This window comes from Sanguibacter suaedae, from assembly GCF_016342785.1.
Lineage (GTDB): Bacteria > Actinomycetota > Actinomycetes > Actinomycetales > Cellulomonadaceae > Sanguibacter > Sanguibacter suaedae.
The window spans coordinates 157,842-181,921 of record NZ_JAEINH010000007.1; the positions used below are offsets into that span (position 1 = coordinate 157,842).

The 24,080-nt window shown below is 71.7% G+C and carries 26 protein-coding genes and 1 riboswitch; of the genes, 23 read left to right on the top strand and 3 right to left on the bottom strand.

Going from position 1 to position 24,080, the window contains the following annotated elements:
• Window positions 1-63 precede the first annotated feature (63 nt).
• A riboswitch (FMN riboswitch) is annotated at window positions 64-187 on the top strand.
• Window positions 188-281: 94 nt separating this feature from the next.
• The 7 genes from ribD (at window position 282) to JAV76_RS10265 (ending at window position 5,503) form a co-directional block, all read left to right on the top strand.
• Window positions 282-1,391: a bifunctional diaminohydroxyphosphoribosylaminopyrimidine deaminase/5-amino-6-(5-phosphoribosylamino)uracil reductase RibD gene (gene ribD / locus JAV76_RS10235; RefSeq protein ID WP_230402115.1), complete on the top strand. Its 1,110-nt coding sequence runs from the start codon at window positions 282-284 to the stop codon at window positions 1,389-1,391.
• A gap of 8 nt (window positions 1,392-1,399) precedes the next feature.
• Complete coding sequence (locus JAV76_RS10240) at window positions 1,400-2,017, top strand: riboflavin synthase (protein ID WP_198733942.1); 618 nt, start codon at window positions 1,400-1,402, stop codon at window positions 2,015-2,017.
• Window positions 2,014-3,327, top strand: a complete 1,314-nt coding sequence (gene ribB, locus JAV76_RS10245; RefSeq protein WP_198733943.1) for a 3,4-dihydroxy-2-butanone-4-phosphate synthase — start codon at window positions 2,014-2,016, stop codon at window positions 3,325-3,327. The genes JAV76_RS10240 and ribB overlap by 4 nt, the downstream gene beginning before the upstream one ends.
• Window positions 3,324-3,791, top strand: coding sequence for a 6,7-dimethyl-8-ribityllumazine synthase (gene ribH / locus JAV76_RS10250; protein WP_198733944.1), 468 nt, complete (start codon window positions 3,324-3,326; stop codon window positions 3,789-3,791). The genes ribB and ribH overlap by 4 nt, the downstream gene beginning before the upstream one ends.
• Window positions 3,792-3,852: 61 nt before the next feature.
• Window positions 3,853-4,116 (top strand): phosphoribosyl-ATP diphosphatase, encoded by a 264-nt coding sequence (locus JAV76_RS10255; RefSeq protein ID WP_198733945.1) that lies wholly within the window; start codon window positions 3,853-3,855, stop codon window positions 4,114-4,116.
• 42 nt (window positions 4,117-4,158) lie between these two features.
• Window positions 4,159-5,007: an ATP phosphoribosyltransferase gene (gene hisG, locus JAV76_RS10260; protein ID WP_198733946.1), complete on the top strand. Its 849-nt coding sequence runs from the start codon at window positions 4,159-4,161 to the stop codon at window positions 5,005-5,007.
• 37 nt (window positions 5,008-5,044) lie between these two features.
• A complete protein-coding gene (locus JAV76_RS10265) occupies window positions 5,045-5,503 on the top strand; it encodes a PH domain-containing protein (RefSeq protein WP_198733947.1) in 459 nt (152 codons plus the stop codon).
• Between the two features lie 136 nt (window positions 5,504-5,639).
• Here the strand turns inward: JAV76_RS10265 and JAV76_RS10270 are convergent, their stop codons facing one another.
• Entirely contained in the window at window positions 5,640-7,505 is a 1,866-nt protein-coding gene (locus JAV76_RS10270; RefSeq protein ID WP_198733948.1) for a DEAD/DEAH box helicase, read from the bottom strand.
• Window positions 7,506-7,834: 329 nt separating this feature from the next.
• On the opposite strand from JAV76_RS10270, the gene JAV76_RS10275 reads away from it, so the two are divergent.
• The 8 genes from JAV76_RS10275 to JAV76_RS10310 all read left to right on the top strand — a co-directional run bounded on the left by JAV76_RS10275 (window position 7,835) and on the right by JAV76_RS10310 (window position 13,231).
• On the top strand, window positions 7,835-8,368 hold the full coding sequence (locus JAV76_RS10275; protein WP_307844150.1) for a CDP-alcohol phosphatidyltransferase family protein: 534 nt from the start codon (window positions 7,835-7,837) through the stop codon (window positions 8,366-8,368).
• Complete coding sequence (locus tag JAV76_RS10280) at window positions 8,365-9,219, top strand: DUF881 domain-containing protein (RefSeq protein WP_198733949.1); 855 nt, start codon at window positions 8,365-8,367, stop codon at window positions 9,217-9,219. The genes JAV76_RS10275 and JAV76_RS10280 overlap by 4 nt, the downstream gene beginning before the upstream one ends.
• Before the next feature lie 54 nt (window positions 9,220-9,273).
• Window positions 9,274-9,606: a small basic family protein gene (locus JAV76_RS10285; protein ID WP_198733950.1), complete on the top strand. Its 333-nt coding sequence runs from the start codon at window positions 9,274-9,276 to the stop codon at window positions 9,604-9,606.
• A complete protein-coding gene (locus JAV76_RS10290; protein ID WP_198733951.1) occupies window positions 9,603-10,424 on the top strand; it encodes a DUF881 domain-containing protein in 822 nt (273 codons plus the stop codon). Before JAV76_RS10285 ends, JAV76_RS10290 begins: the two co-directional genes overlap by 4 nt.
• Window positions 10,425-10,565: 141 nt before the next feature.
• Complete coding sequence (locus JAV76_RS10295; protein WP_198733952.1) at window positions 10,566-11,072, top strand: FHA domain-containing protein; 507 nt, start codon at window positions 10,566-10,568, stop codon at window positions 11,070-11,072.
• Entirely contained in the window at window positions 11,069-11,890 is an 822-nt protein-coding gene (gene ftsR / locus JAV76_RS10300) for a transcriptional regulator FtsR (RefSeq protein WP_307844152.1), read from the top strand. Before JAV76_RS10295 ends, ftsR begins: the two co-directional genes overlap by 4 nt.
• A gap of 31 nt (window positions 11,891-11,921) precedes the next feature.
• Window positions 11,922-12,416 (top strand): bifunctional nuclease family protein, encoded by a 495-nt coding sequence (locus JAV76_RS10305; RefSeq protein ID WP_230402117.1) that lies wholly within the window; start codon window positions 11,922-11,924, stop codon window positions 12,414-12,416.
• Window positions 12,417-12,649: 233 nt separating this feature from the next.
• The gene (locus JAV76_RS10310) at window positions 12,650-13,231 is read left to right on the top strand and encodes a MerR family transcriptional regulator (RefSeq protein WP_307844153.1); all 582 of its coding nucleotides are present in this window, start codon (window positions 12,650-12,652) and stop codon (window positions 13,229-13,231) included.
• On the opposite strand, the gene JAV76_RS10315 is transcribed toward JAV76_RS10310, so the two are convergent.
• Window positions 13,210-14,004: a ParA family protein gene (locus JAV76_RS10315; RefSeq protein ID WP_198733954.1), complete on the bottom strand. Its 795-nt coding sequence runs from the start codon at window positions 14,002-14,004 to the stop codon at window positions 13,210-13,212. The two genes, JAV76_RS10310 and JAV76_RS10315, sit on opposite strands and share 22 nt — an antisense overlap.
• 243 nt (window positions 14,005-14,247) lie before the next feature.
• Here JAV76_RS10315 and JAV76_RS10320 point away from each other — a divergent pair, with 243 nt between their 5' ends.
• On the top strand, window positions 14,248-17,646 hold the full coding sequence (locus JAV76_RS10320; RefSeq protein WP_198733955.1) for a pyruvate carboxylase: 3,399 nt from the start codon (window positions 14,248-14,250) through the stop codon (window positions 17,644-17,646).
• Between the two features lie 102 nt (window positions 17,647-17,748).
• Window positions 17,749-17,925: a hypothetical protein gene (locus tag JAV76_RS10325; RefSeq protein WP_198733981.1), complete on the top strand. Its 177-nt coding sequence runs from the start codon at window positions 17,749-17,751 to the stop codon at window positions 17,923-17,925.
• On the opposite strand, the gene JAV76_RS10330 is transcribed toward JAV76_RS10325, so the two are convergent.
• Window positions 17,922-19,175, bottom strand: coding sequence for a phospholipase D-like domain-containing protein (locus JAV76_RS10330; protein WP_198733956.1), 1,254 nt, complete (start codon window positions 19,173-19,175; stop codon window positions 17,922-17,924). The genes JAV76_RS10325 and JAV76_RS10330 overlap by 4 nt on opposite strands.
• Before the next feature lie 647 nt (window positions 19,176-19,822).
• Between JAV76_RS10330 and JAV76_RS10335 the strand changes: the two genes are divergently transcribed.
• From JAV76_RS10335 to JAV76_RS10360, 6 genes are all read left to right on the top strand, one after another.
• Window positions 19,823-20,377 (top strand): hypothetical protein, encoded by a 555-nt coding sequence (locus JAV76_RS10335; RefSeq protein ID WP_198733957.1) that lies wholly within the window; start codon window positions 19,823-19,825, stop codon window positions 20,375-20,377.
• A gap of 47 nt (window positions 20,378-20,424) precedes the next feature.
• On the top strand, window positions 20,425-21,480 hold the full coding sequence (locus JAV76_RS10340; RefSeq protein WP_230402119.1) for an amidoligase family protein: 1,056 nt from the start codon (window positions 20,425-20,427) through the stop codon (window positions 21,478-21,480).
• Entirely contained in the window at window positions 21,477-22,076 is a 600-nt protein-coding gene (locus JAV76_RS10345) for a SigE family RNA polymerase sigma factor (RefSeq protein WP_198733959.1), read from the top strand. Before JAV76_RS10340 ends, JAV76_RS10345 begins: the two co-directional genes overlap by 4 nt.
• A 38-nt stretch (window positions 22,077-22,114) precedes the next feature.
• Window positions 22,115-22,762 (top strand): hypothetical protein, encoded by a 648-nt coding sequence (locus JAV76_RS10350; RefSeq protein ID WP_198733960.1) that lies wholly within the window; start codon window positions 22,115-22,117, stop codon window positions 22,760-22,762.
• A gap of 60 nt (window positions 22,763-22,822) precedes the next feature.
• Window positions 22,823-23,209, top strand: a complete 387-nt coding sequence (locus tag JAV76_RS10355; RefSeq protein ID WP_198733961.1) for a VOC family protein — start codon at window positions 22,823-22,825, stop codon at window positions 23,207-23,209.
• 145 nt (window positions 23,210-23,354) lie between these two features.
• A partial coding sequence (locus JAV76_RS10360; protein WP_198733962.1) for a S8 family serine peptidase occupies window positions 23,355-24,080 on the top strand: 726 nt, incomplete at its 3' end.

Below are 24,080 nucleotides of genomic sequence, written 5' to 3' on the forward strand. Positions count from 1 at the left end.
GGCGGGTGTCACGGCGCACTGTTGCCTCGGGTGGGTGCGTGCGTGGCATGATTGCGACGTACACACGTGCTCTGGGGTCGGTGAGAATCCGAGCCGGCGGTCATAGTCCGCGAGCCGCACCCCGGTGCGGTTGACCTGGTGGAACTCCAGGACCGACGGTCAAAGTCCGGATGGGAAGAGTCTCGTGGTGGCCCGTCGGCGTGCGCCGTGCGGGTCATGGTGACGTCGCGCCCCGGCGCGACCCCACCCTCCCCGGAGCGCCTCGGGCGTGGAGGAGGGTCATGGAGCGGGATGCTCTGACGGTCGACCAGGCGATGCTCCGCGCTCTGGACCTCGCTGCGCGTGGTCCGGTGACCGGCCCCAACCCTCGGGTGGGCTGCGTCCTCCTCGCCCCTGGATCTGCCGCACCCGGAACCGGGAGGGACGACGAGCCCAGGACCGTCCTCGCGGAGGGCTGGCACCGCGGTGCGGGGACGGCGCACGCCGAGGCGGACGCGCTGCGTCACGCTCGCGAGGCGGGTGTCGACGTCGCGGGTGCGACGGCGGTCGTGACCCTCGAACCCTGCAACCACACCGGTCGCACCGGCCCGTGCTCCCGCGCTCTCGTCGAGGCGGGCGTGAGGGAGGTCGTCCACGCCGTCGCGGACCCGAACCCCGTGGCGTCCGGTGGTGCGCAGCACCTGCGCGAGCGGGACGTGACGGTCCGGTCCGGGTTCCGTGCGGCCGAGGGCGAGGAGCTGTTGCGCACCTGGCTCACGGCCGTGCGGCGCGGGACCCCGTTCGTGACCCTCAAGACCGCGACGACGCTCGACGGGTTCGTCGCGGCACAGGACGGGTCGAGCCGGTGGATCACCGGCGCCGCGGCACGCGCTCACGCCCACTCGGTACGCACCACGGTCGACGCCCTCCTCGTGGGGACCGGGACGGTCGCGGCGGACGACCCGAGCCTCACCGCACGCTCCGCCGACGGCATGCTCGCCGACCACCAGCCGATGCGCGTCGTCCTCGGGTACCGGCCGGTCCCCGGCACCGCCCGGCTGCGCGGCCCGGGAGGCGAGCTCGTCGAGCTGCGCACCCACGACGTCCGCGAGGCGCTCCTCACCCTCTTCGAGCGCGGGGTGCGTCACCTTCTCGTCGAGGGCGGGCCCGTCGTGACGACGGCGTTCCTGCGTGCCGGGCACGTCGACGAGCTCCACTCGTACGTGGCGCCCGTCCTCCTGGGGTCAGGGCGCCGCGCCGTCCTCGACCTCGGCGTCACGACACTCGGCGACGCCCTGACCTTCACCACCACGTCCACCCGGAGGCTCGGTGACGACGTGCTCGTCGTCGCCCGCCCCGACCACCAGGACGTCGGGCGGGCCGCGCGGCCCGGCACGACGCCCACCGCGTGAGGAGACACATGTTCACCGGCATCGTCGAGGAGACGGGAACCGTCCGTTCCCTCACCCTCCCCACCGGGCCGGACGGTGATGCGGCGGACGCCGTCATCACCGTCGACGCCCGGATCGTCACCTCCGACGCGTCCCTCGGGGACTCCATCGCCGTCGACGGCGTGTGCCTGACGGTCCGCACCCTCGACCCGGACCGCGGGGCCTTCACCGCCGACGTCATGCCCGAGACGCTCCGGCGCACCGCGCTGAGCAGGCTCGCCCCCGGGGCGCGGGTCAACCTCGAGCGTGCGGTCCGGGCGGACACCCGCCTCGGGGGGCACATCGTCCAGGGGCACGTCGACGGGGTGGGCGCCCTGCGCAGCCGCACCCCCGGCGCCCGGTGGGACGACCTCGTCGTGGACGTCCCCGCAGGGCTCGCCCGGTACGTCGCGGAGAAGGGCTCCGTGACCGTCAGCGGCGTGTCGCTCACGGTCACGGCCGTCGGTGACGACTGGTTCGGGGTGTCCCTCATCCCCACGACGCTCGAGGAGACCGTCCTCGGCGACCTGCCCCCCGGAGCCCCCGTGAACATCGAGGTCGACGTCATCGCGAAGTACGTGGAACGACTGCTGGGAGACCGCTCGTGAACCCCACCACCGCCACGGTCGAGGAGGCCCTCGACGCGCTCCGCGCCGGACGCCCCGTGATCGTCGCCGACTCCCCGGACCGCGAGAACGAGGCCGACGTGGTGTTCGCCGCCTCCACGGTGTCGACCGAGTGGGTGGCCTGGACCATCCGGCACTCCTCGGGATACCTCTGCGCGCCCATGCCCGCCCACCGCGCCGACGCCCTCGAGCTGCCCCTCATGGTCCCGCACAGCCAGGACCCGCGACGCACCGCGTACACCGTCACCGTCGACGCCTCGACCGGGGTGACCACGGGCATCTCCGCCGCGGACCGCCGACGCACCCTGGGTGTCCTCGCCGACCCCGGCTCCGGCGCCGTGGACCTCATCCGCCCCGGGCACGTCCTGCCGCTGCGCGCCGTCGCCGGGGGAGTCCTGCACCGCGCCGGGCACACCGAGGCGGCCGTGGACCTCGTGCGCCTCGCCGGGCTCGGCGAGGTCGCCGGCATCGCCGAGCTGGTCAACGACGACGGCACCATGATGCGCATGGACGACTCGTCGACCCTCGCCGAGCGCGAGGGGCTGGTGCTCCTCACCATCTCCGACCTCATCGCGTGGCGCCGCGAGCACGACCCCGTCACCGCCGACGAGGCGGCGCACCCGGAGACGGCCCGCGTGCAGCGGACCGCCGTCGCCGACCTGCCCACCGCCCACGGCCTCTTCCGCCTCCACGGGTACCGGGACGTCAAGACCGGCGCCGAGCACGTCGCCCTGGTCCCCGCCGCACCCACCGCCCCCGCCGACGTCCCCGTCGTGCGCGTCCACTCCGAGTGCCTCACCGGCGACGCCTTCGGGTCGCTGCGGTGCGACTGCGGCCCCCAGCTCCAGGCGTCCCTCGCCACCGTGGCCGTCGAGGGCGGCGCCGTCGTGTACCTGCGGGGCCACGAAGGACGAGGCATCGGTCTCCTCGCGAAGATCGGTGCCTATGAGCTGCAGGACGCAGGCCTCGACACCGTCCAGGCGAACCTCGAGCTCGGGTGGCCGGTCGACCGGCGCGAGTACGGAGCGGCAGCAGCGATCCTCGCGGACCTCGGCATCGACCGCCTCGACCTGCTCACCAACAACCCGGCGAAGTCCACCGGGCTCACCGCCAGCGGCATCGACGTGGCGTCGACGGTCCGCATCGAGGTGGGGCACACCCCCGAGAACCACCAGTACCTCGTGACGAAGAAGGTCTCCATGGGTCACCTCCTCGAGAGCGTGTCCGTCGAGGTCCCAGCAGCAACCACCATCACCGAGACCGTCCACGACACCCAGGAGGCCGCCCGATGAGCGGAGCCGGAGCACCCACCATCGCCGTCGACGGGGCGGGCCTGCGCGTCACCGTCGTCGCCGCGCTGTGGCACACCACGATCATGGACGGCCTCCTCGGCGGAGCCTGCCGTGCGCTCGAGCAGGCGGGTGTCACCGACGTCACCGTGGTGCGCGTCCCCGGGTCCTTCGAGCTGCCCGTCGTGGCCGCCCGGGCCGCAGCCCAGGGTGCCGACGCCGTCGTCGCCCTCGGTGTCGTCGTGCGTGGGGGAACGCCCCACTTCGACTACGTCTGCCAGGCCGCGACCATGGGCCTGACCGACGTGGCCACGCGGAGCGGGGTCCCTGTCGGCTTCGGGCTCCTTACCGTCGACGACGAGCAGCAGGCCCTCGACCGTGCCGGCCTCGAGGGATCCCGCGAGGACAAGGGCGCCGAGGCCGTCGAGGCCGCCCTCGCCACGGTCCACGCCCTCCGCGGGCTCTGAGTAGGCTCGCCGCCCGGCCACCCTGTTCGGGCAGGCGCCGGGCGGCGACTATTCTTGGACGGTGAAGACGTTCGAAGACCTGTTCGCAGAGCTCACCGCCAAGTCCGTGGAGCGCCCCGCCGGTTCCGGCACCGTCGCCCAGCTCGACGCCGGCGTCCATGCCATCGGCAAGAAGATCGTCGAGGAAGCCGCCGAGGTCTGGATGGCCGCCGAGTACCAGAGCGACGCGGAGACGGCCGAGGAGATCTCCCAGCTCGTCTACCACCTGCAGGTCCTCATGGTCGCCAAGGGCCTCACGCTCGAGGACGTCTACCGGTACCTCTGAGCCCACGGCCCCGGCCACCACCCCACACACCGCGAGGAACACGTGCTCCGCATCGCCGTCCCGAACAAGGGATCCCTGTCCGAACCGGCCTCCGAGATGCTCCGCGAGGCGGGTTACCGCCAACGGCGCGACACCCGTGAGCTGGTGCTCGCCGACCCCGACAACGACGTCGAGTTCTTCTTCCTGCGACCCCGTGACGTCGCCGTCTACGTCGGCGCAGGAACGGTCGACGCCGGGATCACCGGTCGGGACCTCATGCTCGACTCCGGTGCCGCCGCCGAGGAGCACCTCCCGCTTGGTTTCGCGAGGTCGACCTTCCGGTTCGCCGCCCCCCAGGGCACCGTCACGGAGCTCTCGCAGATCGCCGGGCGCCGCGTCGCCACGTCGTACTCCGTCCTCGTCGGGGCGTACCTCGCCGAGCACGGCGTCGCCGCCGACGCGATCGTCCACCTCGACGGTGCCGTCGAGAGCTCGGTGCGCCTCGGTGTCGCCGACGTCATCGCCGACGTCGTCGAGACCGGGACCACGCTGCGCGCCGCGGGCCTGGAGATCTTCGGCGACCCGATCCTCCTCTCCGAGGCGGTCCTCATCCGCAGGGCGGGGACGGAGTCGCACCCGGGCCTCGAGACGCTCACCCGGCGCCTGCAGGGCGTGCTCACCGCCCGCCAGTACGTCCTCATGGACTACGACGTGCCCGTCGGTCTCGTCGACGCGGCCGTCGCGATCACCCCGGGCCTCGAGTCGCCCACGGTCTCTCCGCTCCACGACCGCGAGTGGGCCGCCGTGCGGGCGATGGTCCGGCGCGACCAGACCAACAAGGTCATGGACGACCTCTACGACGTCGGGGCACGAGCGATCCTCGTGACGTCCATTCACGCCTGCCGCATCTGACACGACCCCACGCGGGGACGACGACCAGGAGCCCATGATGACGGACGACGACGACCTCTACCGACCGTTCCGGCCGAGGTTCGTCCGCGCGGTCGCTCTCGCCGGGATCGTCCTCGTCGTCGGGGGCCTCGCCCTGGTGCTGCTCGTCGCACCAGGTGCGCGGTCCGGGACCTACTCGCCGGACTCCGTCGTCGGCCTGGTCGTCGTGGTGCTCCTCGGGTCCCTGTTCCTGTGGAGGCACGCCACCGTCCGGGCCGACGTCGGGCCGCAGGGCATCCGGGTGCGGAACCTGCTGCACGTCCGGACGTTCGCGTGGACGCAGGTCGTGGCCGTCGCCTTCGGTCCAGGTGACCCGTGGGTGATGCTCGAGCTGTCCGACGGCACCAGGCACCCCGTCATGGGCGTGCAACGGTCCGACGGTGCGCGCGGCGAGCAGGAGGCGCGACGGATGGTGACGCTCGTGGCGTTGCACGGCGAGGCGCCCCACGACAGCTGACCATCGTCGCCAGACACTTCGGATGGACGACGCGTTCGATCGACGACCCGTCATGCCGACGGAGGACACGGGACGAGGACGGGCCCCGGGCTGAGGAGCCCGGGGCCCGTCCTCGTCGTCGGAGCGGTCGTCCGTGTCAGGAACCGGTACGGAACCTGGGCTTGCGCTCGGCGCCCGCACCCTGACGGTCGAAGCCGGCCTCACGTCGGCCTGCCGGAGCGCTGTTGCGGGGGCGTCCACCGGGAGCGCTGTGCCCGCCCGCGTTCGCGCCACGCGGCGCGGGGCCGTCGTCGAGCTTGATGCGCAGCGCCTTCCCGGCAACCCGGGCGCGGGAGATGCGGTCGATCGTCGCCTCGTCGAGGGGCTTGACGATGTCGACGAGCGAGAAGCTCGGGAAGATGTCGATCTTGCCGAGGTCCTTGCCGGACAGGCCACCCTCGTTCGTCAGGGCGCCGACGATCCCGCTCGGCTGCGCACCGTGCGTGTGGCCGACGGAGAGGCGGTAGCGGGTGCCGACGGCGTCGCGGCGGATGCCGCTGCGCTGCGGGCGACCGGAGTCGCCCTCGCGGCGCGGCGCGCGCTCGTCACGACGACGCGTCTCACGAGCCTCCGCACGCTGCGCCTCGAAGAGGGCCTCCTCCTCGCGAGCCTTGGGACCGTCGTCGCCCACGGCGAGCGCGGCGAGGACGGCCGCGAGCTCGACCGGGTCCGTGCCGTGGGTGTCGAGGTGCTCGCGGACGAGCTCCTGGTACATCGACAGGCGGCCGGCCTCGTGGCGCTCGGTCACCTTCCCCAGGAGCTGGCGGACCTTGTACGCCGACACGTCGGCGGGGGAGGGGATCTCGATCTCGGTGAGCTGCTGGCGGATGGTGCGCTCGATGCTCTTGAGACGCCCGCGCTCGCTCGGGGTGACGAAGGAGAGCGCGACGCCGGTGCGGCCTGCACGGCCCGTGCGGCCGATGCGGTGTACGTAGGCCTCGGGCTCGCCGGGGATGTCGAAGTTCACGACGAGGCCCAGCCGGTCGACGTCGAGGCCGCGCGCTGCGACGTCCGTGGCGACGAGGACGTCGAGGGCGCCTGCGCGCAGCCGCTCCACGATCTTCTCGCGGTCCTTCTGGGCGACGTCGCCGGAGATGGTCGCCGCGGAGATCCCGCGCTCGATGAGGGCGCTGCCGACCTCCTCCGCTGCACCGCGGGTGCGGCAGAAGACGATGGCGGCCTCGGCGTCGGAGGTGGCGAGGACCCGGACGAGCGAGCCGATCTTGTGCCGGAAGGGCACGACGGCGAACTGCTGGGTCACCGCGGTGACGGTGGACGACTGGCGCGAGACGGAGATCTCGACGGGCTGACGCAGGTGGTGCTGGGCCACGCGGCGGATCTGCGGCGGCATGGTCGCGGAGAACAGGGCGACCTGGCGCTCGGTCGGCGCCATGCCGAAGACCTTCTCGACGTCCTCGGCGAAGCCCATGCGGAGCATCTCGTCGGCCTCGTCGAGGACGAGGAAGCGGATGCCGTCGAGCTTGAGGGTGCCTCGCTCGAGGTGGTCGATGACGCGGCCGGGGGTCCCGACGACCACCTGGGCGCCGCGCGACAGCGAGCGCACCTGCGGCTGGTACGGGGAACCGCCGTACACGGGGACGACCTCGAGGCCGTCCATGTGCTTGGCGAAGGTCTCGATGGCCTCGGCGACCTGCATGGCGAGCTCGCGGGTCGGGGTGAGCACGAGCGCCTGGGTCTGGCGGACGCTCGGGTCGATGGCGGCGAGCATCGGCAGGCCGAACGCCGCGGTCTTGCCCGTCCCGGTCTGGGCGACGCCGGTGATGTCGCTGCCGGACAGGAGGGCGGGGATGGCCCGCTCCTGGATCGAGGACGGCACCGTGAAGCCGAGGTCGAGGACCGCGCGGAGGAGCGGGGCGGGGAGCCCGAGGTCGGCGAACGTCGTCGCTGCGGTCTCGGGGGTGTTCTGGGCGCTCTCGGGCGCAGAGGTGTCGAGGGACGTCATGGATGACCAACCGTTCAGTGGTGTTGGGGGAGCGGTGGAGTCGACTCGTCCGAGTCGAACCGGCGTCGCAATCCCGAAAACACACACTGGGCCTCTTGGCCACTGACACACGCACACGCGGGACCCGCGACAGACTCCGTGGGATGTCATCACTCTAGCGGTCGGGGGGTGGTGCACGCGAGGTCGCCCACCGGTGACGTCGGCCACACGCTCTGGTCTCGGTGGGCGCGCCCGTAGGATGGTGGCAGGTCATCGAGAAGAAGGGCGGACGCGCAGCGGTGGAGTCCGGCGATCAGCACGTCAGCACGCGTGTCCTGACCGTGCCCAACGTGATCAGCCTGCTGCGGCTGGCCCTCGTCCCTGTGTTCGCCGTCCTCGTGGTCCAGGGGCACGACCTCTGGGCGCTGGGCGTCCTCGCGTTCTCCGGCGTGACGGACTGGCTCGACGGGGTGCTCGCCCGCAGGCTCGACCAGGTGTCGAAGCTCGGGCAGGTCCTCGACCCCGCTGCGGATCGCCTCTTCATCCTCGTCACCCTCGTGACGCTCGCCTGGCGGGACGTGGTCCCCCTCTGGCTCCTCGGTCTCATCGTCGCCCGGGACGTGCTGCTGCTGGTGCTCCTGCCGCTCCTCACCCGGCACGGCTACGGCCCGCTGCCCGTGAACTTCGTGGGCAAGGCCGCGACCTTCGCGCTCCTCTACGCGTTCCCCCTCCTGCTGATCGCGGAGGCCCCCGGGGTCCTCGGGGACGTGTCGCAGGTGCTCGGGTGGGCGTTCGCCTGGTGGGGCGTGGGGCTGTACTGGTACTCGGGCGTCCTCTATGTGGTCCAGACCCGGCAGCTCCTCGTCGGGGAGGTGAGGCGATGACGCCCGCGAGACGCGCGACGGACGAGTCGATGGCCGGACGCAGGCCGGTCGACGAGTCGATGACCCTCCTCAACGAGGTCATGCACCGTCCGCTCGACCCCGGGTACGCGGAGGCGGCCGCACGACGCGCTGACGGCCAGCAGCCCGTACGGGGGTGGAGCACCAAGGCGTGGCTCCTCGCCCTCGCCGCCCTGCTCGGGCTGGTCACCGCCACGGCCACCGCGAAGCTCCGCGAGCCCGAGCCGGCGGCCCTGCAGGCCCGCCAGCTGCTCGAGGAACAGATCGTCGAGCGGCGCGACCAGGTGGACCTGGCCGTGGAGGAGAACCAGTCCCTCCAGGACTCCATCGACGAGCTGCGCGACGCGACGCTCGAGTCGACGTCCCCGGAGACCCTCGAGGTGGTCCGACGCGACAACCTGGTCAACGGCACGGTCGCCGTCCGGGGCCCGGGCATGGTCGTCACGGTGGAGGACGGTGTCCTCGCGGAGGAGGACCCGCTGGCGTACGTGCAGGACCAGGACCTCCAGACGCTCGTCAACGCCTTGTGGGCCGCAGGTGCCGAGGGGATCTCGATCAACGGCCAGCGCCTCACGGCGACCACGGCGATCCGCTCCGCCGGGGCAGCTGTCCTCGTGGACCTGGTGGGCCTGCAATCACCGTACGTCGTCTCGGTCGTGGGCGATCCCGAGGGGATGGAGACCGCTCTCGCGCGGTCGAGCGCGGCCTCGACGCTCGCCTCCCTGGCGAACAAGTACGGCATCCGGACCACCGTGGCCCGGGTGGACGACGTGACCCTTCCTGCGGGATCGTCGGACGTCCTGTTCTCCGCACGGCCTCTCGAGGACGGGTGACAGGATGCGCACCACGGAGGAGCGACACATGACAACAGCTTGGGAGAGTGCAACGTGATTCCGGTTCTCGGGCTCCTCGTCGGAGCGGCCGCAGGCCTCCTGCTGGAACCCACCGTCCCGGTGTCCCTCCAGCCGTACCTGCCCATAGCGGTCGTCGCGGCGCTCGACGCGCTCTTCGGCGGCCTGCGGGCGCTGCTCGACGGGACGTTCGACGACAAGGTGTTCCTCGTGTCCTTCCTGTCGAACGTCGTGGTTGCCGCGCTCATCGTCTTCCTCGGCGACCAGCTCGGGGTGGGGACGCAGCTGTCGACCGGCGTCGTCGTGGTCCTGGGCATCAGGATCTTCTCCAACGCGGCCGCGATCCGTCGCCACCTGTTCCGCGCATGAGCCACGACGAGCCGACCCAGGAGCGACTGGACACCGGGACGGAGGACGGCCCGGCCGACGACGGGTCGGGCACCGCCGAACGGTCGGCGCCCGGTACGCCGTGGCGTCGCCTGGGCGCGGCGTTCCGGCCGCGGATGACGCGCGCGCAGGTCTTGGCGACGGTCCTGTGCGGGGTGCTGGGCTTCGCGCTCGTCGTGCAGCTGCGCCAGACGCAGCAGGGGGAGTTCACGAACCTGCGCCAGGCGGACCTCGTCCGGATCCTCGACGACGTCACCCGCCGCTCGGAGGACCTCGAGCGAGAGGCGTCCGCCCTGCGGCAGACCGAGTTCGAGCTGCGGTCGAGCGCGTCGTCGGAGCAGGCGGCGATCGATCTCGCGGAGCAGAACGTCGCGACGCTGGGCATCCTCTCGGGCCGGCTCCCCGCCCAGGGCCCCGGGATCGAGATCCACGTGGTCGAGGGCGCGGAGCCGGTCCGGGCGGCGCGGCTGTTCAACCTGCTCCAGGAGCTGCGCAACGCGGGTGCCGAGGCGGTGGAGGTCAACGGGATCCGCATGGTCACGAGCAGCGACTTCACGGACGCGGCCGACGGGTCGGGTGTCGTCGTGGACGGCAGGCTCGTGGAGTCGCCCTTCACGTGGCTGGCGATCGGGGACCCCAAGACCCTCGAGCCTGCGCTCGACATCCCGGGCGGCGCGATGCAGACGATCCGCAGCAAGGACGCGCAGGCGACGATCGTCCCGAGGGACGATCTGGTGATCTCCGCGGTCCATGAGCCGGAGGACCCGACGTACGCCACGCCGGTGCCGGTGGATGAGTGATGTGCGACGTCGCGGACGTGTAACGTCGCCCGCACACCGGGATTCAGATCCGTGCGGCCGACGATCTAAGGTTGAGGGGATCGACTGCCGATAACGGTCGAGCACGGGCGCACGACCACGACCAGCTCTTCAGGAGGCGACATGAGGAACAGCACGGGTTTCCCCGATGAGCACTCGGCGGCGGCCGGTCCTGCGACGTCGCACGGGTCGAGCGACACGACCATCAGCTTCGGTTCTCCCGTCCAGAGCGACGACTCCCCGGGCGCGTCGGGCCTGACGGCCGAGCAGCACGCTGCTGTCGCGGCGCTCCCGCGCAGCTCGGCGCTGCTCATCATGCAGCGCGGCCAGAGCGCCGGGTCACGGTTCCTGCTCGACGCGGAGCGGACCGTCGCAGGCCGCAGCGAGCACGCCGACATCTTCCTCGACGACGTGACGGTCTCGAGGAAGCACGCGGAGTTCGTCCGTGAGCTCGACGACTTCCTCGTGCGTGACATCGGTTCCCTCAACGGGACGTACGTCAACCGCACGCGCATCGAGTCGGCTCTGCTGCGCGCCGGCGACGAGGTGCAGATCGGCAAGTACAGGATGCTCTTCTACCCCAGCCCCCTCCTCAAGGCCGGCGCGCAGCCCGCCCAGGGTGCCGAGTGAGCGCTGCACGCTCCGCGCGGTACGACGAGCTCCTCTCGGCCGTCGCCCGGCCGGCTGGGGCGGAGGACGAGGCCTCGGCGCCGGCCGCCGACAGCACGCCTGCAGAGGGCGAGACCTGGCCCCAGGGCATCTCGCACGACGCGACCATGCGGATCTCGGACGTCCTCAGGAGCCTGCGTGCCGAGTTCCCGGCCGTGAGCCACTCGAAGCTCCGGTTCCTCGAGGAGCAGGGGCTGGTTCACCCTGTGCGGACACCTGCGGGGTACCGCCAGTACTCGCCCGCGGACGTCGAGCGCCTGCGCTTCGTCCTCGTGGAGCAGCGCGACCGGTACCTCCCGCTCAAGGTCATCAAGGACAAGCTCGCCGCGCTCGACCGGGGGGCGGCGAGCAGCGACCAGCCGCTCATCCCGCGCCTGGCCACGAAGGACGGGGAGAGCGCCGCGGGACCCGAGGGGGCGCTGACCCTGGAGGTCCTGGCTGTGGAGGCAGGGGTCGAGCTCTCCTTCGTCGAGGAGCTCGTCACCGCCGGCGTCCTGCGTCCGGGCCCGCGCGGGCGGTTCGATCCGGTGGCCCGCGACGTCGTGGTTCTCGCTGCCGGGCTGGGTGAGCACGGTATCGGGCCACGGCACCTGCGCGGTCTGCGCGCGGCGGCGGACCGTCAGGTCGCTCTCGTGGACCAGGTGATCGCGCCAGTCCGTGCTCAGCAGGCCCCTTCGGCGCGTGCGCGCGCCGCGACGACCGCTTCCGAGCTGGGTGAAATGTGCGCGCAGCTGCATACTGCCTGGTTGCGGCAGGGGATCGCGGATCTCGCGACCTGACGGCCGCTGCGGATGGTCGTACGGTGGAGGCATGCCCGACGACGTCCCGATGGTTCCGGTCGATGTCCTCGGTGTGCGCCGCCGCGCGGTCAACGAGGAGATCGTGGTGCTGCTCCTCGACCCGGACGCGGAGCTCGTCGTCCCGATCGTCGTGGGGCCTCGTGAGGCCGGGGCGATCGCCATGGGTCAGTCGGGCATCCCTGCGCCGAGGCCGCTCGCGCACGACGTGATGTCCTCGATCCTCGATGCGCTCGGGTGCGATCTCCACAGCGTGGAGATCGTCGCCCTGCGGGACGGGGTGTTCCACGCGGAGCTGGTCCTCGACACCGGGGCGAGGCTGGACGCGAGGGCGTCCGACGCCATCGCCCTGGCGGTGCGCAGGGACGCGGTGGTGCTCTGCTCGGCGGAGGTGGTGGCACTCGCGGGGGTGGAGGTCGTCTCGCCCAGCCAGCTGGAGGACATCGACCGTTTCCGGGACTTCCTGCGCACCGTGTCGCCGGAGGACTTCACCAACCCGCAGGTCTGAGCGGACCGTGGTGCCCGCGACACGCCGAACCGCGAGGACGCGTGGTCGTTGACCCGGCACCGTGCGGGTCCTAGCGTGACCAGTGTCATCCGGGCGCGTCCTGGGCGCCGGTAGCAGCCAGGCAGCCCCCGACGGCCCCGCCCGCCGGTCACCGGACGTCACTTCGTGACACCATGGTCCGACGGCGTGCCGAGCGCGACACGTTCGGTGGATGCGCTGAAACGGAGGCAGCTGTGAGCGAGAGCACCGAGACGGGCAGTTCGGGCGGACCCACCTCTCAGGGGCGGACGCAAGGTCTCCTGTTCGGGGAGGAGCTCCCCGATCTGGACGCGTCGGTCGGGTACCGCGGACCCACGGCGTGCCGTGCCGCAGGCATCACCTACCGGCAGCTCGACTACTGGGCGCGGACCGGTCTCGTGGAGCCCACGGTCCGTCCCGCGTCGGGGTCGGGCACGCACCGGCTGTACAGCTTCCGCGACATCCTCGTCCTCAAGGTCGTCAAGCGGCTCCTCGACACCGGGGTCTCCCTCCAGCAGATCCGCAGCGCGGTGCTGCACCTGCGCGAGCGCGGCGTGGAGGACCTCGCGCAGATCACGCTCATGAGCGACGGCGCCTCGGTGTACGAGTGCACGTCGGCCGACGAGGTCATCGATCTGGTCCAGGGTGGTCAGGGCGTCTTCGGGATCGCCGTCGGCCGGGTGTGGCGCGAGGTCGAGGGGACGTTGGCGTCCCTGCCCACGGAGCGGGTCGAGGCCGACGGCACGACGTCCGACGACGAGCTGGCCGCGCGACGTCAGGCCCGCACCGCGGGTTGATCCTCGGCCGACGACCGCAGGGCCCGGTCCAGCAGCGCGTCGAAGACCTCCGCGAGCTCCGCGGCACCCGCTCCGGGCCACTCGTGGATCGCGCGACCGGCCCCTTGGGCCTGCTGGAGCGCGGCACGCTCGGGGACCATGGGGGACAGGACGAGAGGGCCGAAGAGCCCGGACAGCTCCTCGAGGCGGTATGCCTGCTCGCTGGACCGTGCGCGCACCCTGTTGACCACGACGCCGAGGGGCTGCAGCTCAGGGGCGACGGCACGCCGTACGTCGTCGATGGCCCGCAACGCCCGTGACGCCGCGGTCACGGAGAAGAGGCCGGGTTCGGTGACGACGAGCGCCCGCCGGCACGACGCGAGGCCGTGGCGGGTGAGACCCCCGAGGGAGGGCGGGCAGTCGACGAGGACGAGGTCGTAGTCGTCCTGCACCTCGGCGAGGGCTGTCCCGAGGCGGCCGAGCCGGTGGGGGAGGGTGGGGCCGTCGTGACGGGCCGACTCCGGTGAGCCGACGAGGACGTCGAGGAGGTCGGGATCCCAGGCGGAGGCTGCGAGCGCGGAGCCGACGACGTAGCCGGCGGGGTTGTCCAGGACGGCGGCGACGTCCTGGGCGGCTGCGCCGGCGGCGCCGAGGCACAGGGTGCTGTCCGCCTGCGGGTCGAGGTCGACGACGAGGGTGCGCAGCCCGCGTGCGGTGGCGGCGGAGGCGAGTCCCAGGGTGACGGACGTCTTGCCCACTCCACCTTTGAGGCTGCAGATTCCAAGGACGGGCACGGCACGACAGTATCGTCCGCTCGTGTCGTGGTCAGGAGCGGCGCGGGTGAGGTTCGGGAGTGCCGGTCCGTACCGTTCTGCGGATGCGTCCGGGAGAGTTGGGGAGAGTCGTGGGAAGATCGCGGTGCGTGCCGGCCGTGGGCCGGGCGCACCGTAAGTGACCGAGCTGACTCGTTCCTGGGGGCCGCTGCGCTGGTGCGTGGGCGGGCCCGTGCCGGGACGCGACGAGTGATGGGGTGTTGGGTGTTCTCGAAGGTACTGGTTGCCAACCGCGCGGAGATCGCCGTGCGTGCGTTCCGTGCGGCGTACGAGATGGGTGCGCGCACCGTGGCGGTGTTCCCGCAGGAGGACCGCAACTCCGAGCACAGGCTGAAGGCCGACGAGGCGTATCTCATCGGTGATGCCGGGCATCCTGTCCGGGCGTACCTGGACATCGAGGAGATCGTGCGGGTGGCCACGGAGTCCGGGGCGGACGCCGTGTACCCGGGGTACGGGTTCCTGTCGGAGAACCCTGAGCTGGCGCGCGCGTGCGCGGCGGCGGGGTTGACGTTCGTGGGTCCGCCGCCGGAGGTCCTGGAGCTCGCGGGGAACAAGGTGCGTGCGCTCAAGGCGGCGAAGGAGGCCGGGATCCCTGTCCTGGCGTCGAGCGAGCCGTCGTCGGACATCGACGAGCTCGTCGCCGCGGCGGACGAGATCGGGTTCCCGATCTTCGCGAAGGCCGTCGCGGGTGGTGGTGGGCGTGGGATGCGCCGGGTGGACCGTCGTGAGGACCTGCGGGAGGCGTTGGCCGCGGCGATGCGTGAGGCGGACAGCGCGTTCGGTGACCCGACGATGTTCCTCGAGCAGGCGGTCCTGCGTCCGCGGCACATCGAGGTGCAGATCCTGGCGGACGGTCAGGGGAACGTGGTGCACCTGTTCGAGCGTGACTGCTCGGTGCAGCGTCGTCACCAGAAGGTCATCGAGATCGCCCCGGCGCCGAACCTCGATCCCGCGGTGCGCGAGGCGCTGTGCGCCGACGCGGTGAAGTTCGCGCGGTCGATCGGGTACCAGAACGCCGGCACGGTGGAGTTCCTCCTCGACACGGTGGGGGAGCGTGCGGGCAAGCACGTCTTCATCGAGATGAACCCGCGCATCCAGGTGGAGCACACGGTGACGGAGGAGGTCACGGACGTCGACCTGGTGGCGTCCCAGATGCGGATCGCCTCCGGTGAGTCGCTGGAGGACCTGGGCATCCGTCAGGAGGACGTGCGGATCAACGGTGCGGCGCTGCAGTCGCGGATCACGACGGAGGACCCGTCGAACGGGTTCCGTCCGGACACGGGACGCATCGTGGCGTACCGGTCGCCGGGTGGTGCCGGTGTGCGCCTGGACGGTGCGACGGCCACGGCGGGCTCGGAGATCAGCGGTCACTTCGACTCGATGCTCGTGAAGCTCACGTGCCGGGGGCGTGACTACCCGACGGCGGTGCGTCGTGCCCGCCGTGCTCTGGCGGAGTTCCGCATCCGGGGGATCCGGACGAACATCCCGTTCCTCCAGGCGGTCCTCGCGGACGCGGAGTTCGTGGCAGGGAACCTGTCGACGTCGTTCATCGACGAGCGTCCTGAGCTGCTCGCGGCGCGCGAGAGCGCGGACCGGGGGACCAAGCTCCTGAGCCTGCTGGGTGATGTGACGGTGAACCAGCCGCACGGTCCTGGTACGGGTGCGATCGACCCGCGGGCGAAGCTGCCCGCGTCGGACGTCTCCGAGCCTGCGCCTGCCGGGTCGCGTCAGCGTCTGCTCGAGCTGGGCCCCGAGGGGTTCGCCCGGTCGTTGCGCGAGCAGTCCGCGGTCGCGGTGACGGACACGACGTTCCGTGACGCGCACCAGTCGCTCCTCGCGACGCGGGTGCGGACCCATGACCTCGTGGCTGTCGCCCCGCACGTGGCCCGGCAGCTGCCCGGCCTGCTGTCGGTGGAGGCGTGGGGTGGTGCGACCTACGACGTCGCGCTGCGCTTCCTCGGCGAGGACCCGTGGGACCGCCTGGCCCGGATGCGCGCCGCGCTGCCGAACGTCGCGCTGCAGATGCTGCTGCGCGGTCGCAACACGGTCGGGTACACGCCGTACCCGACGGAGGTGACCGAGGCGTTCGTCCGTGAGGCGGCCGCCACGGGGATCGACATCTTCCGCATCTTCGACGCCCTGAACGACGTGGAGCAGATGCGTCCGGCGATCGAGGCGGTCCGGGCGACGGGGACCGCGGTCGCGGAGGTCGCCCTGTGCTACACCGGGAACCTCCTCGACCCTGCCGAGGACCTCTACACGCTCGACTACTACCTCGAGCTCGCGGACCGCATCGTCGCTGCCGGCGCGCACGTCCTGGCCATCAAGGACATGGCTGGGCTGTTGCGCCCGGAGGCTGCGAGGCGCCTGGTGACGGCGCTGCGCGAGCGGTTCGACCTGCCGGTCCACCTGCACACCCACGACACGGCGGGCGGGCAGACCGCCACGCTGCTGGCGGCCGTGGAGGCGGGCGTCGACGCGGTGGACGCCGCGAGCGCCGCAATGGCAGGGACCACGAGCCAGCCGTCGATGTCGGCGCTGGTCGCGGCGCTCGAGCACACGGACCGCGACACCGGCCTGTCCTTGCAGGCGGTGTGCGACCTGGAGCCGTACTGGGAGGCCGTGCGGCGGATCTACGCTCCGTTCGAGTCGGGGCTGGCCGGTCCCACGGGACGCGTGTACACCCACGAGATCCCCGGGGGGCAGCTGTCGAACCTGCGCCAGCAGGCCATCGCGCTGGGGCTGGGTGACCAGTTCGAGCAGATCGAGGCGACCTACGCCGCGGCGGACCGCATCCTCGGCCGCCTGGTCAAGGTGACGCCGTCGTCGAAGGTCGTCGGGGATCTCGCCCTGCACCTCGTGGCGCGGGGCGCGGACCCGGCGGACTTCGCGGAGAACCCGCAGTCGTACGACATCCCGGACTCGGTCATCGCGTTCCTCGGTGGTGAGCTCGGCGACCCGCCCGGCGGGTGGCCGGAGCCGTTCCGGACGAAGGCGCTCGCGGGGCGGACGGTGCGTGACGGGGTCAACCCGCTCTCGGACGACGACCTGCGTGACCTCGCGGGGACGTCGGAGGTGCGTCGCGACCGGCTCAACCACCTGCTGTTCGCGGGGCCGACGAAGGACTTCCTGGCGTCGCAGGCCGCGTACGGCGACGTGAGCGTCCTGGACACCTCGAGCTACCTGTACGGGCTGCAGGCTGGTGACGAGGTGGAGATCGCCCTGGAGCGTGGGGTGCGGCTGCTCGTGGGCCTGGAGGCCGTGGGGGAGCCGGACGTGCGGGGGATGCGGACGGTGATGTTCACCCTCAACGGGCAGATCCGTCCCATCCAGGTGCGGGACCGGTCCGTCGAGGTGGACAGCTCGGCGGCGGAGAAGGCCGACCCCGGCACCCCGGGTCAGATCGCAGCGCCCTTCGCGGGGGCGGTGACCCCGGTGGTGCAGGAGGGGCAGCGGGTCGAGGCCGGTCAGACCGTCGCGACGGTGGAGGCCATGAAGATGGAGGCGGCGATCACGACGCCCGTCGGCGGGACCGTGCAGCGTCTGGCGATCGGTGCGGTCCAGCAGCTCGAGGGTGGCGACCTGGTGCTCGTCGTCGCCTGACGAGCCACGTATGACGGCGGCGCACCACCCTGTGGTGCGCCCCCCTCGTGCGGGGGGCCGGTGCGGGGGCTACCGTGGGGTCAGGCCGACCGAGGAGGAACGATGAGCACGACACCCGGTGCACAAGGGACGTCGCGGGACGCGAGCACGGTCTCGCGAGAGCTGCACGAGGCCCATCCGGAGTTCGACGAGGTGCCCCTCCTCGAGCAGGACGAGACGGTTCCCCCTCGCCCGGAGGAGGAGATCGCCGACGCCGGGCGTGCGGAACCGGCCGGTTAGAGCAGCGGGCTGAGGGGTGCGAGGAGCTTCTCGCCGAGCCGGGCGACCGGTGAACGCCGCTCCCACTCCTCGAGGTGCAGCTGCCGGCAGTTGCTGAGGTCGACCTCGAAGATCTCCTCCATCTGCGCCGCCAGCGTCGCGTCGTAGATCGCCATGTTGATCTCGTAGTTCCCGGACAGGCTGAGCCGGTCGATGTTCGCGGTGCCGATCGTCGTCCACAGCCCGTCGACCGTCGCGGTCTTCGCGTGGACCATCGCGTTGCGGTACAACCAGATCGTCACCCCGGCCCGCAGGAGCTGGGAGTACAGGCCCCGGGAGAGCCAGTCGGTGAGGACGTGGTTCGACGCCTCGGGCACGATGACGCGCACGTCCACGCCACGCCTGGCCGCCGAGACGATCACGGCGAGCAGCTCACGGTCCGGGATGAAGTACGCCTGCGTGAGGTACACGTGGCTCGTGGCTCGCCGCACCGCCTCGAGGTAGAGGTTGCGGATGGGGTACACGCGACGCACAGGAGCGTTGCGCGCAGCCTGGAAACCGGGCTCCCAGTGCGTGGTCCCGGGGGAGGGGAGCGCCCTCACCTCAGTCGTGCGGTTGAGGTTCCAGAACTCCTGGAACGCGCTCGACAGCTCCCACACCGCCGGGCCGGTGATCCTCAGGTGGGTGTCACGCCACTGCGTGGCGTACAGGCTGCCCAGGTTGTACCCACCCACGAAACCGACCTCGTCGTCGACGACGAGGATCTTGCGGTGGTCACGCCCGGAGTGCTTGATGTCCAGGAGGAGCACCTGCGGGCGGAACACCGGGAAGCGCAGCACCTGGATCTCGGGGGGGAACTCGAAGAACTTCCGGGGCACCACGAGGTTCGCGAACCCGTCGTACACGACGTGCACGGACACCCCACGTTCGGACGCCGCGATGAGCGCGTCCTTGAACCGCTGCCCGAGGCCGTCGCCCTTCCAGATGTACGTCTCCAGGTACACGTGGTGCTCGGCGGCCTCGATGGCCGCGATCATCTCCTCGTACAGCTCGACACCGAACGTGTAGATCGTCGTGGTCGACTCACCGATGGTCGAGTGCTTGGGCGCGGTGTGCGGGAAGGTCGCCTTCCGGGACTGCGAGCGCTTCTTCCAGTGGTCGGCCGCGGTGATGACCGAGGCGGCGACCAGCGGCACGACCGTGTAGGCGACCAGTGAACGGGTGATGGTCTGCCGCGCGAACCGCGCGACCCGCTGTTCGACATGTTCCACAGGACGACCTTAGACGTCCGCACGTCCCACCGCCCGGACGCACCCTCCTGGACACGGTGTGACGTGCGCACACGCCAGGTCGTGCACGGGGCAGCGGACTTCGTCGCGTGCGAGGGATCGGTCCTGGCGGGCGGTTGCTCGTGACGGCGGGGATACCGGAGGCGGTGCGGTCGACCCTGATGTACCGGTACAAATGCGATGGGGGCGCCGCCCATGAGGCCTGGCGGTACGGGGCGCCGTGCCGTCGAGCGCCGTCGGCCTCGCTCGGTGGTGCGTGCTGCGGGATCTGTCCTGCCGGTCACCGGCGCGTTCCACGGTCGGCCGGCGAGGTACGGTGCCACCGATCGAAGGATCGCTGCCCGCACGTCGGTACATGGTGGTCGACAGGGGGGGGCGTGGACACCGAAGCACCGAGGGTGGTCAGCGCGCCCGGAGGGGACCGGATACAGAGCTCTGTCGGCCCCTTCTCGCCTTCTAAATGTCATAATATACATTATCGGCGTTACGCGAAAGGGGTTGAGAGGGGCCTCGAGCAGCGCTGCTGCCGTGACGGTCGTCACACACGTTCACGGGGTGCGCGGCTCCACATCTGGGCGTCGAGCGGCGTTTCTAGAGAGCAAGCACATCCCGCTCACCTGGAGGCCAGCATGTCCCGCAGCACACGTTCGACCACGATCCGGATCGTCACCATCGCGCTCGCCACCACCGGGCTCGGTGTGGCCGGGGCCGGTCTGGCCGTCGCTGCCGCACCGCAGTCCGGGTTCGCCCAGGCCGTCGAGACCGTCGTCCAGGGCGTCGGCGTCGACTGGTCCGCGATGCCCGAGAACTACACGCAGGAGCAGTACGAGGCGTTCTGGGACGCCGAGTACACCGGTGAGGACCTCCTCGAGCTCCAGAACATCTGGTCCCTCGACGAGACCGAGACCAAGGCTCGTGCCGGGCAGATGATCCTCGACGGCAAGGAGCTCCCCTTCGCACCCGGTACGCACGCCACGGCTCCCCTGTCCGCGGACGCCGAGGCCGCCGTGGGCGAGTTCTTCGCCGCCGGCTACACCGTCGACGACGCGCAGGCGCTCGGGGCCCTGTGGAGCACCGACATCCTCGAGACGAAGGCTCGTGCCGGACAGATGATCCTCGACGGGCAGACTGTCCCCGTGGACCCGAGTGGCACGCCGGCCCCGGCCGCGACCCCCGCCGGCTGACCGTGCACCCGGCACCGCTGACTGATCGCCAGGAGAAGACCACCGACATGCTCACGCTGCGCACAGGCTTCGAGATCGAGCTGCTCGCACCCGCCGGGTCCGACCGGCAGGTGCTCGCCGACGCGCTCGCCGCCGCACGCGACGGCGCTGTGCGACGGTCGTTCCACTCCGACAGCGAACCGTCCGCAGTGCCGGGAGTCGGGGTGTTCCGGCACCTGTCCCCCGCGTTCGACGTCGTCGACGAGGCAGGAGCGCCCGTGGCCCGCCTCGTCGACGACGTGACGATCGAGGCCGACGTCGCCCGCACACGGGCCGGGCACCGCGGGTGGTACCGGGTGCTGTGCGACGACGCGCGGCTGCTGCGTCTCGTGGAGCGTCACGTCGACCCTGACGCGCCCCTGCGGGAGGTGCTGGGGCCGGTCGCTCGGCTCGTCGGTACACGTGTCGAGCTCCTCGGGGGCGCTGCTCGCGTGAACGACTCGGCGGGTGCCACGATCGCGGTCGCGATGCCGTTGCCCGGTGGGCGCGAGCGGCCGTGCGAGGTGGTCACCCCTCCCCTGGTCTCCGACCACGAGGCGACCCTCGAGGCGTTGCTGCGCCCCGCTCGCGAGCTCGGGTTCACGGTTCCCGCCGAAGCCGCGGTCCACGTGCACGTCGACGGGGCACCGTTCCGCAGCCCTGCGGCCTTCGCGAACCTCGTGCGCCTGTTCACGAGGTGGCGTGAACCCTTGTGGGACGCGCTCGGCACCAACGGCGCGTGCCGTCGTCTCGCTCCCCTGCCGGACGAGCTCCTGGACCTGGTCGAGCACCCGGGCCTGACGTGGGCCGAGGTCGCCTCGGGCGCGCGCACGGTCGGGCTGACGAAGTTCGCCGACGTGAACCTCACACAGCTGGTCGCGGTCGACCCGGCGCGCGACACCCTGGAGGTGCGCATCCTCCCCGGGTCCGACGACGCGGGCGACGTCGTGCGTCGCGCGCACCTCGTCGAACGGTTGCTGCTGCGCTGCCTGGACAGTTCCCCGGTCCCACCGCCCGACACCCGAGCCGTGCACGACCCCCTCGGGGCGCTCTCCGCCCTCGCCCGACAGGAGCCGGTGAGATGACCACGTGGCTGCCCGTGTCCGGCGCCCGGACGGGTCCTGTGCCTCTCCCGCGCCCGCAGGACGAACCGGCCTCCGACGCTCCACCGGCCGTCACCGAGGGATCCTTGGACGCCCTCGTCAGGACCCACCTGCCGGGGCTCCTGCGCTACGCGACGGTCCTCGTCGGCGACCCGCACACGGCCGCCGACCTGGTCCAGGAGGTCCTGCTGCGAGCGCACGTGCGGTGGGGGCGGATCACGTTGATGGACCGTCCGGACCTGTACCTGCGGCGGATGGTGACGAACGAGCACCTGTCGTGGCGTCGACGGTGGCACGTGCGGACGGTGCGTCCGGCGGCGGACGAGGAGCTGGCTGCGCATGCGGAGGTCGGTGGTGATCATGCGGTGGGTGTGTCGGAGGAGGATGCGATGTGGCGTCGGTTGGAGGGCCTGCCGGGGCGTCAGCGGTCGGTGCTGGTGCTGAGGTACTACGAGGGGTTGAGCGACGTGGAGATCGCCGCGGTGCTCGGGACGTCGGGCGCGACGGTGCGTTCTCATGCGTCGCGGGCGCTGGCGACGTTGCGTCGCGCTGAGGTGGGCGAGGTGGATGGGTCATGACGGGTTTCGGTGAGAGTGCTGGGAAGGGGCGTGAGGTCGTGGACAGAGTGTCGGAGGACGAGCTGGCGGGGCGTGTGGCGGCGGCGTTGCGGTCGCGCGAGCCCGGTCCGGAGGTGATGGCGCAGGTGGTGGAGCGCGTGTCGGGCCGGCTCTCGGAGGCCGAGGTCCCGGTGCGGCAGGAGCGTGCGGTGGGGCGTCGTGCCGGGAAGCTGGTGCTCGTGGGTGCGGTGTCGTCGTCGTTGGCGCTCGCCGGTGCCGGGGCGGCGGCGGCGGCCAACCCGTACTCGGGGTTCGCGGCTGCGGTCGAGGGTGTCGTGCGGGCGGTGGGTGTGGAGTGGTCGGCGATGCCGGCGGGGTACACCCGTGAGCAGTACGAGGCGTTCTGGGACGCGGGGTTCACTCCTGAGGACGTCGAGGCGCTCGAGGACCTGTGGCAGACGGACGTGACGGCGACGAAGGCCCGTGCGGGGCAGATGATCCTGGACGGGGACCCGTTGCCGGTGTCCCCGGGGTCCACCGTCCCGGTCCGCGGGGTGGACGATGCCGCGTTCGACGCGTTCTGGGACGCCGGGTACACGTTCGAGGACGCCGAGCGGTTGGCGGAGCTGTGGCAGGTGGAGGTCGCGGAGTCGAAGGTGCGTGCGGGGCAGATGGTCCTCGACGGTCAGGCGCCACCGGTCCCGTGATCCTGGCGGGCCGGGTGGGCGTCGTGGACGACGGGCGGGGCCTCTGGCACCATGCGGTGCATGATCGAACCGCGCGCCTCGACGCGCACTCCCCTGTCACGGATCGACACCGTCTTCGTCCGCACGACCGACCTGGAGCGTTCCGCCCGCTGGTACCGGGAGGTCCTCGGCCTGAGGGAACGCTTCCGGGCCGACGACATCGTGGCGTTCGACGTGGACCAGACCGCTCTGACGCTCCTCGGACCGGGGTCGCACGACGGGTCGGCCGCACCGAGGGACTTCCCGGCGTTCAACTTCTACGCCGCGGACGCCGAGTCCACCCACGCGTGGTCGGCGGGGCGGGGCGTGGACGTCGACCCTGTCCACCGGGTGGACGAGACGTTCGCCGAGTTCACCTTCCGCGACCCCGACGGGACCTTGCTGCAGGTGTGCTCCTTCCCCGGGTGAGGCCCCTTCGCGGAACGGGGTGAGGCGAGACGTCACCCGGGTGGTCGTCCCCTCTCACCCTCGATGTCGGGACGTGCGCTGCCGATGTCCGTGGGGAAGAGCCAGAGGCCGCGCCGGGCGGTCGGTGCTCGCACGGAGGACTGCGATGACGACACGACGACCTGGGCGCCGGATCCTTGCGCTGACCATCGCTGGCACGCTCGTCGCCGCGGTTCCGCTCACAGCCAGCGCCCGACCCGCACCCCAGGACCCGCCCGACGACGGCGCGAGCACCTGGTTGATCGAGGTCGACCCGCGCAGAACCAGCAGCGTCCTGGCCGAGATCGACGCCGAGGGCATGGAGACCGTCGCCGCTCACGACGCCCTCGACGGGTACGTCGTGGAGGCCACGGCAGACCAGGCGCAGGCGCTCGCGGAGGCTCCTGGCGTGCTGTCGGTGGAGGCCGACCGGCCGATGACGGCCCTTGACGATGTGACGCAGGACGGTGCGCCGTGGGGTCTGGACCGCCTGGACCAGGCCACGCTGCCGCTGGACGGCAGGTACACGTCACCGGCCGCCGGCGGCTCGGGGGCGCGTGTCTACGTGGTCGACACGGGCGTGGACCCGACGCACACCGACCTGGGTGGTCGGGTGACCAGCGGGTTCACGGCGGTGCTCGACGGCAGGGGCACGGCGGACTGCAACGGGCACGGAACCCACGTGGCCGGGACGGTCGCGTCGCGGACCTTCGGTGTGGCGAAGTCCGCGACGATCGTGCCCGTGCGGGTCCTGGGGTGCGACGGGTCGGGAACGGTCTCGGGTGTGGTGAGCGGGATCGACTGGATCGTCGCGAACCACCCTGCTGGCACCCCGGGTGTGGTGAACATGTCG

Bases quoted from the DNA above. Each gene is read 5' to 3' on its own strand.
- JAV76_RS10305 (WP_230402117.1), top strand. From the start codon at position 11,922: ATGCCCGACGACGTCCCGATGGTTCCGGTCGATGTCCTCGGTGTGCGC.
- JAV76_RS10325 (WP_198733981.1), top strand. From the start codon at position 17,749: ATGAGCACGACACCCGGTGCACAAGGGACGTCGCGGGACGCGAGCACG.
- JAV76_RS10340 (WP_230402119.1), top strand. From the start codon at position 20,425: ATGCTCACGCTGCGCACAGGCTTCGAGATCGAGCTGCTCGCACCCGCC.
- JAV76_RS10240 (WP_198733942.1), top strand. From the start codon at position 1,400: ATGTTCACCGGCATCGTCGAGGAGACGGGAACCGTCCGTTCCCTCACC.
- JAV76_RS10280 (WP_198733949.1), top strand. From the start codon at position 8,365: ATGACGCCCGCGAGACGCGCGACGGACGAGTCGATGGCCGGACGCAGG.
- JAV76_RS10265 (WP_198733947.1), top strand. From the start codon at position 5,045: ATGACGGACGACGACGACCTCTACCGACCGTTCCGGCCGAGGTTCGTC.
- ribH (WP_198733944.1), top strand. From the start codon at position 3,324: ATGAGCGGAGCCGGAGCACCCACCATCGCCGTCGACGGGGCGGGCCTG.
- JAV76_RS10345 (WP_198733959.1), top strand. From the start codon at position 21,477: ATGACCACGTGGCTGCCCGTGTCCGGCGCCCGGACGGGTCCTGTGCCT.
- JAV76_RS10335 (WP_198733957.1), top strand. From the start codon at position 19,823: ATGTCCCGCAGCACACGTTCGACCACGATCCGGATCGTCACCATCGCG.
- JAV76_RS10295 (WP_198733952.1), top strand. From the start codon at position 10,566: ATGAGGAACAGCACGGGTTTCCCCGATGAGCACTCGGCGGCGGCCGGT.
- ribD (WP_230402115.1), top strand. From the start codon at position 282: ATGGAGCGGGATGCTCTGACGGTCGACCAGGCGATGCTCCGCGCTCTG.
- JAV76_RS10355 (WP_198733961.1), top strand. From the start codon at position 22,823: ATGATCGAACCGCGCGCCTCGACGCGCACTCCCCTGTCACGGATCGAC.
- JAV76_RS10270 (WP_198733948.1), bottom strand. From the start codon at position 7,505: ATGACGTCCCTCGACACCTCTGCGCCCGAGAGCGCCCAGAACACCCCC.
- JAV76_RS10290 (WP_198733951.1), top strand. From the start codon at position 9,603: ATGAGCCACGACGAGCCGACCCAGGAGCGACTGGACACCGGGACGGAG.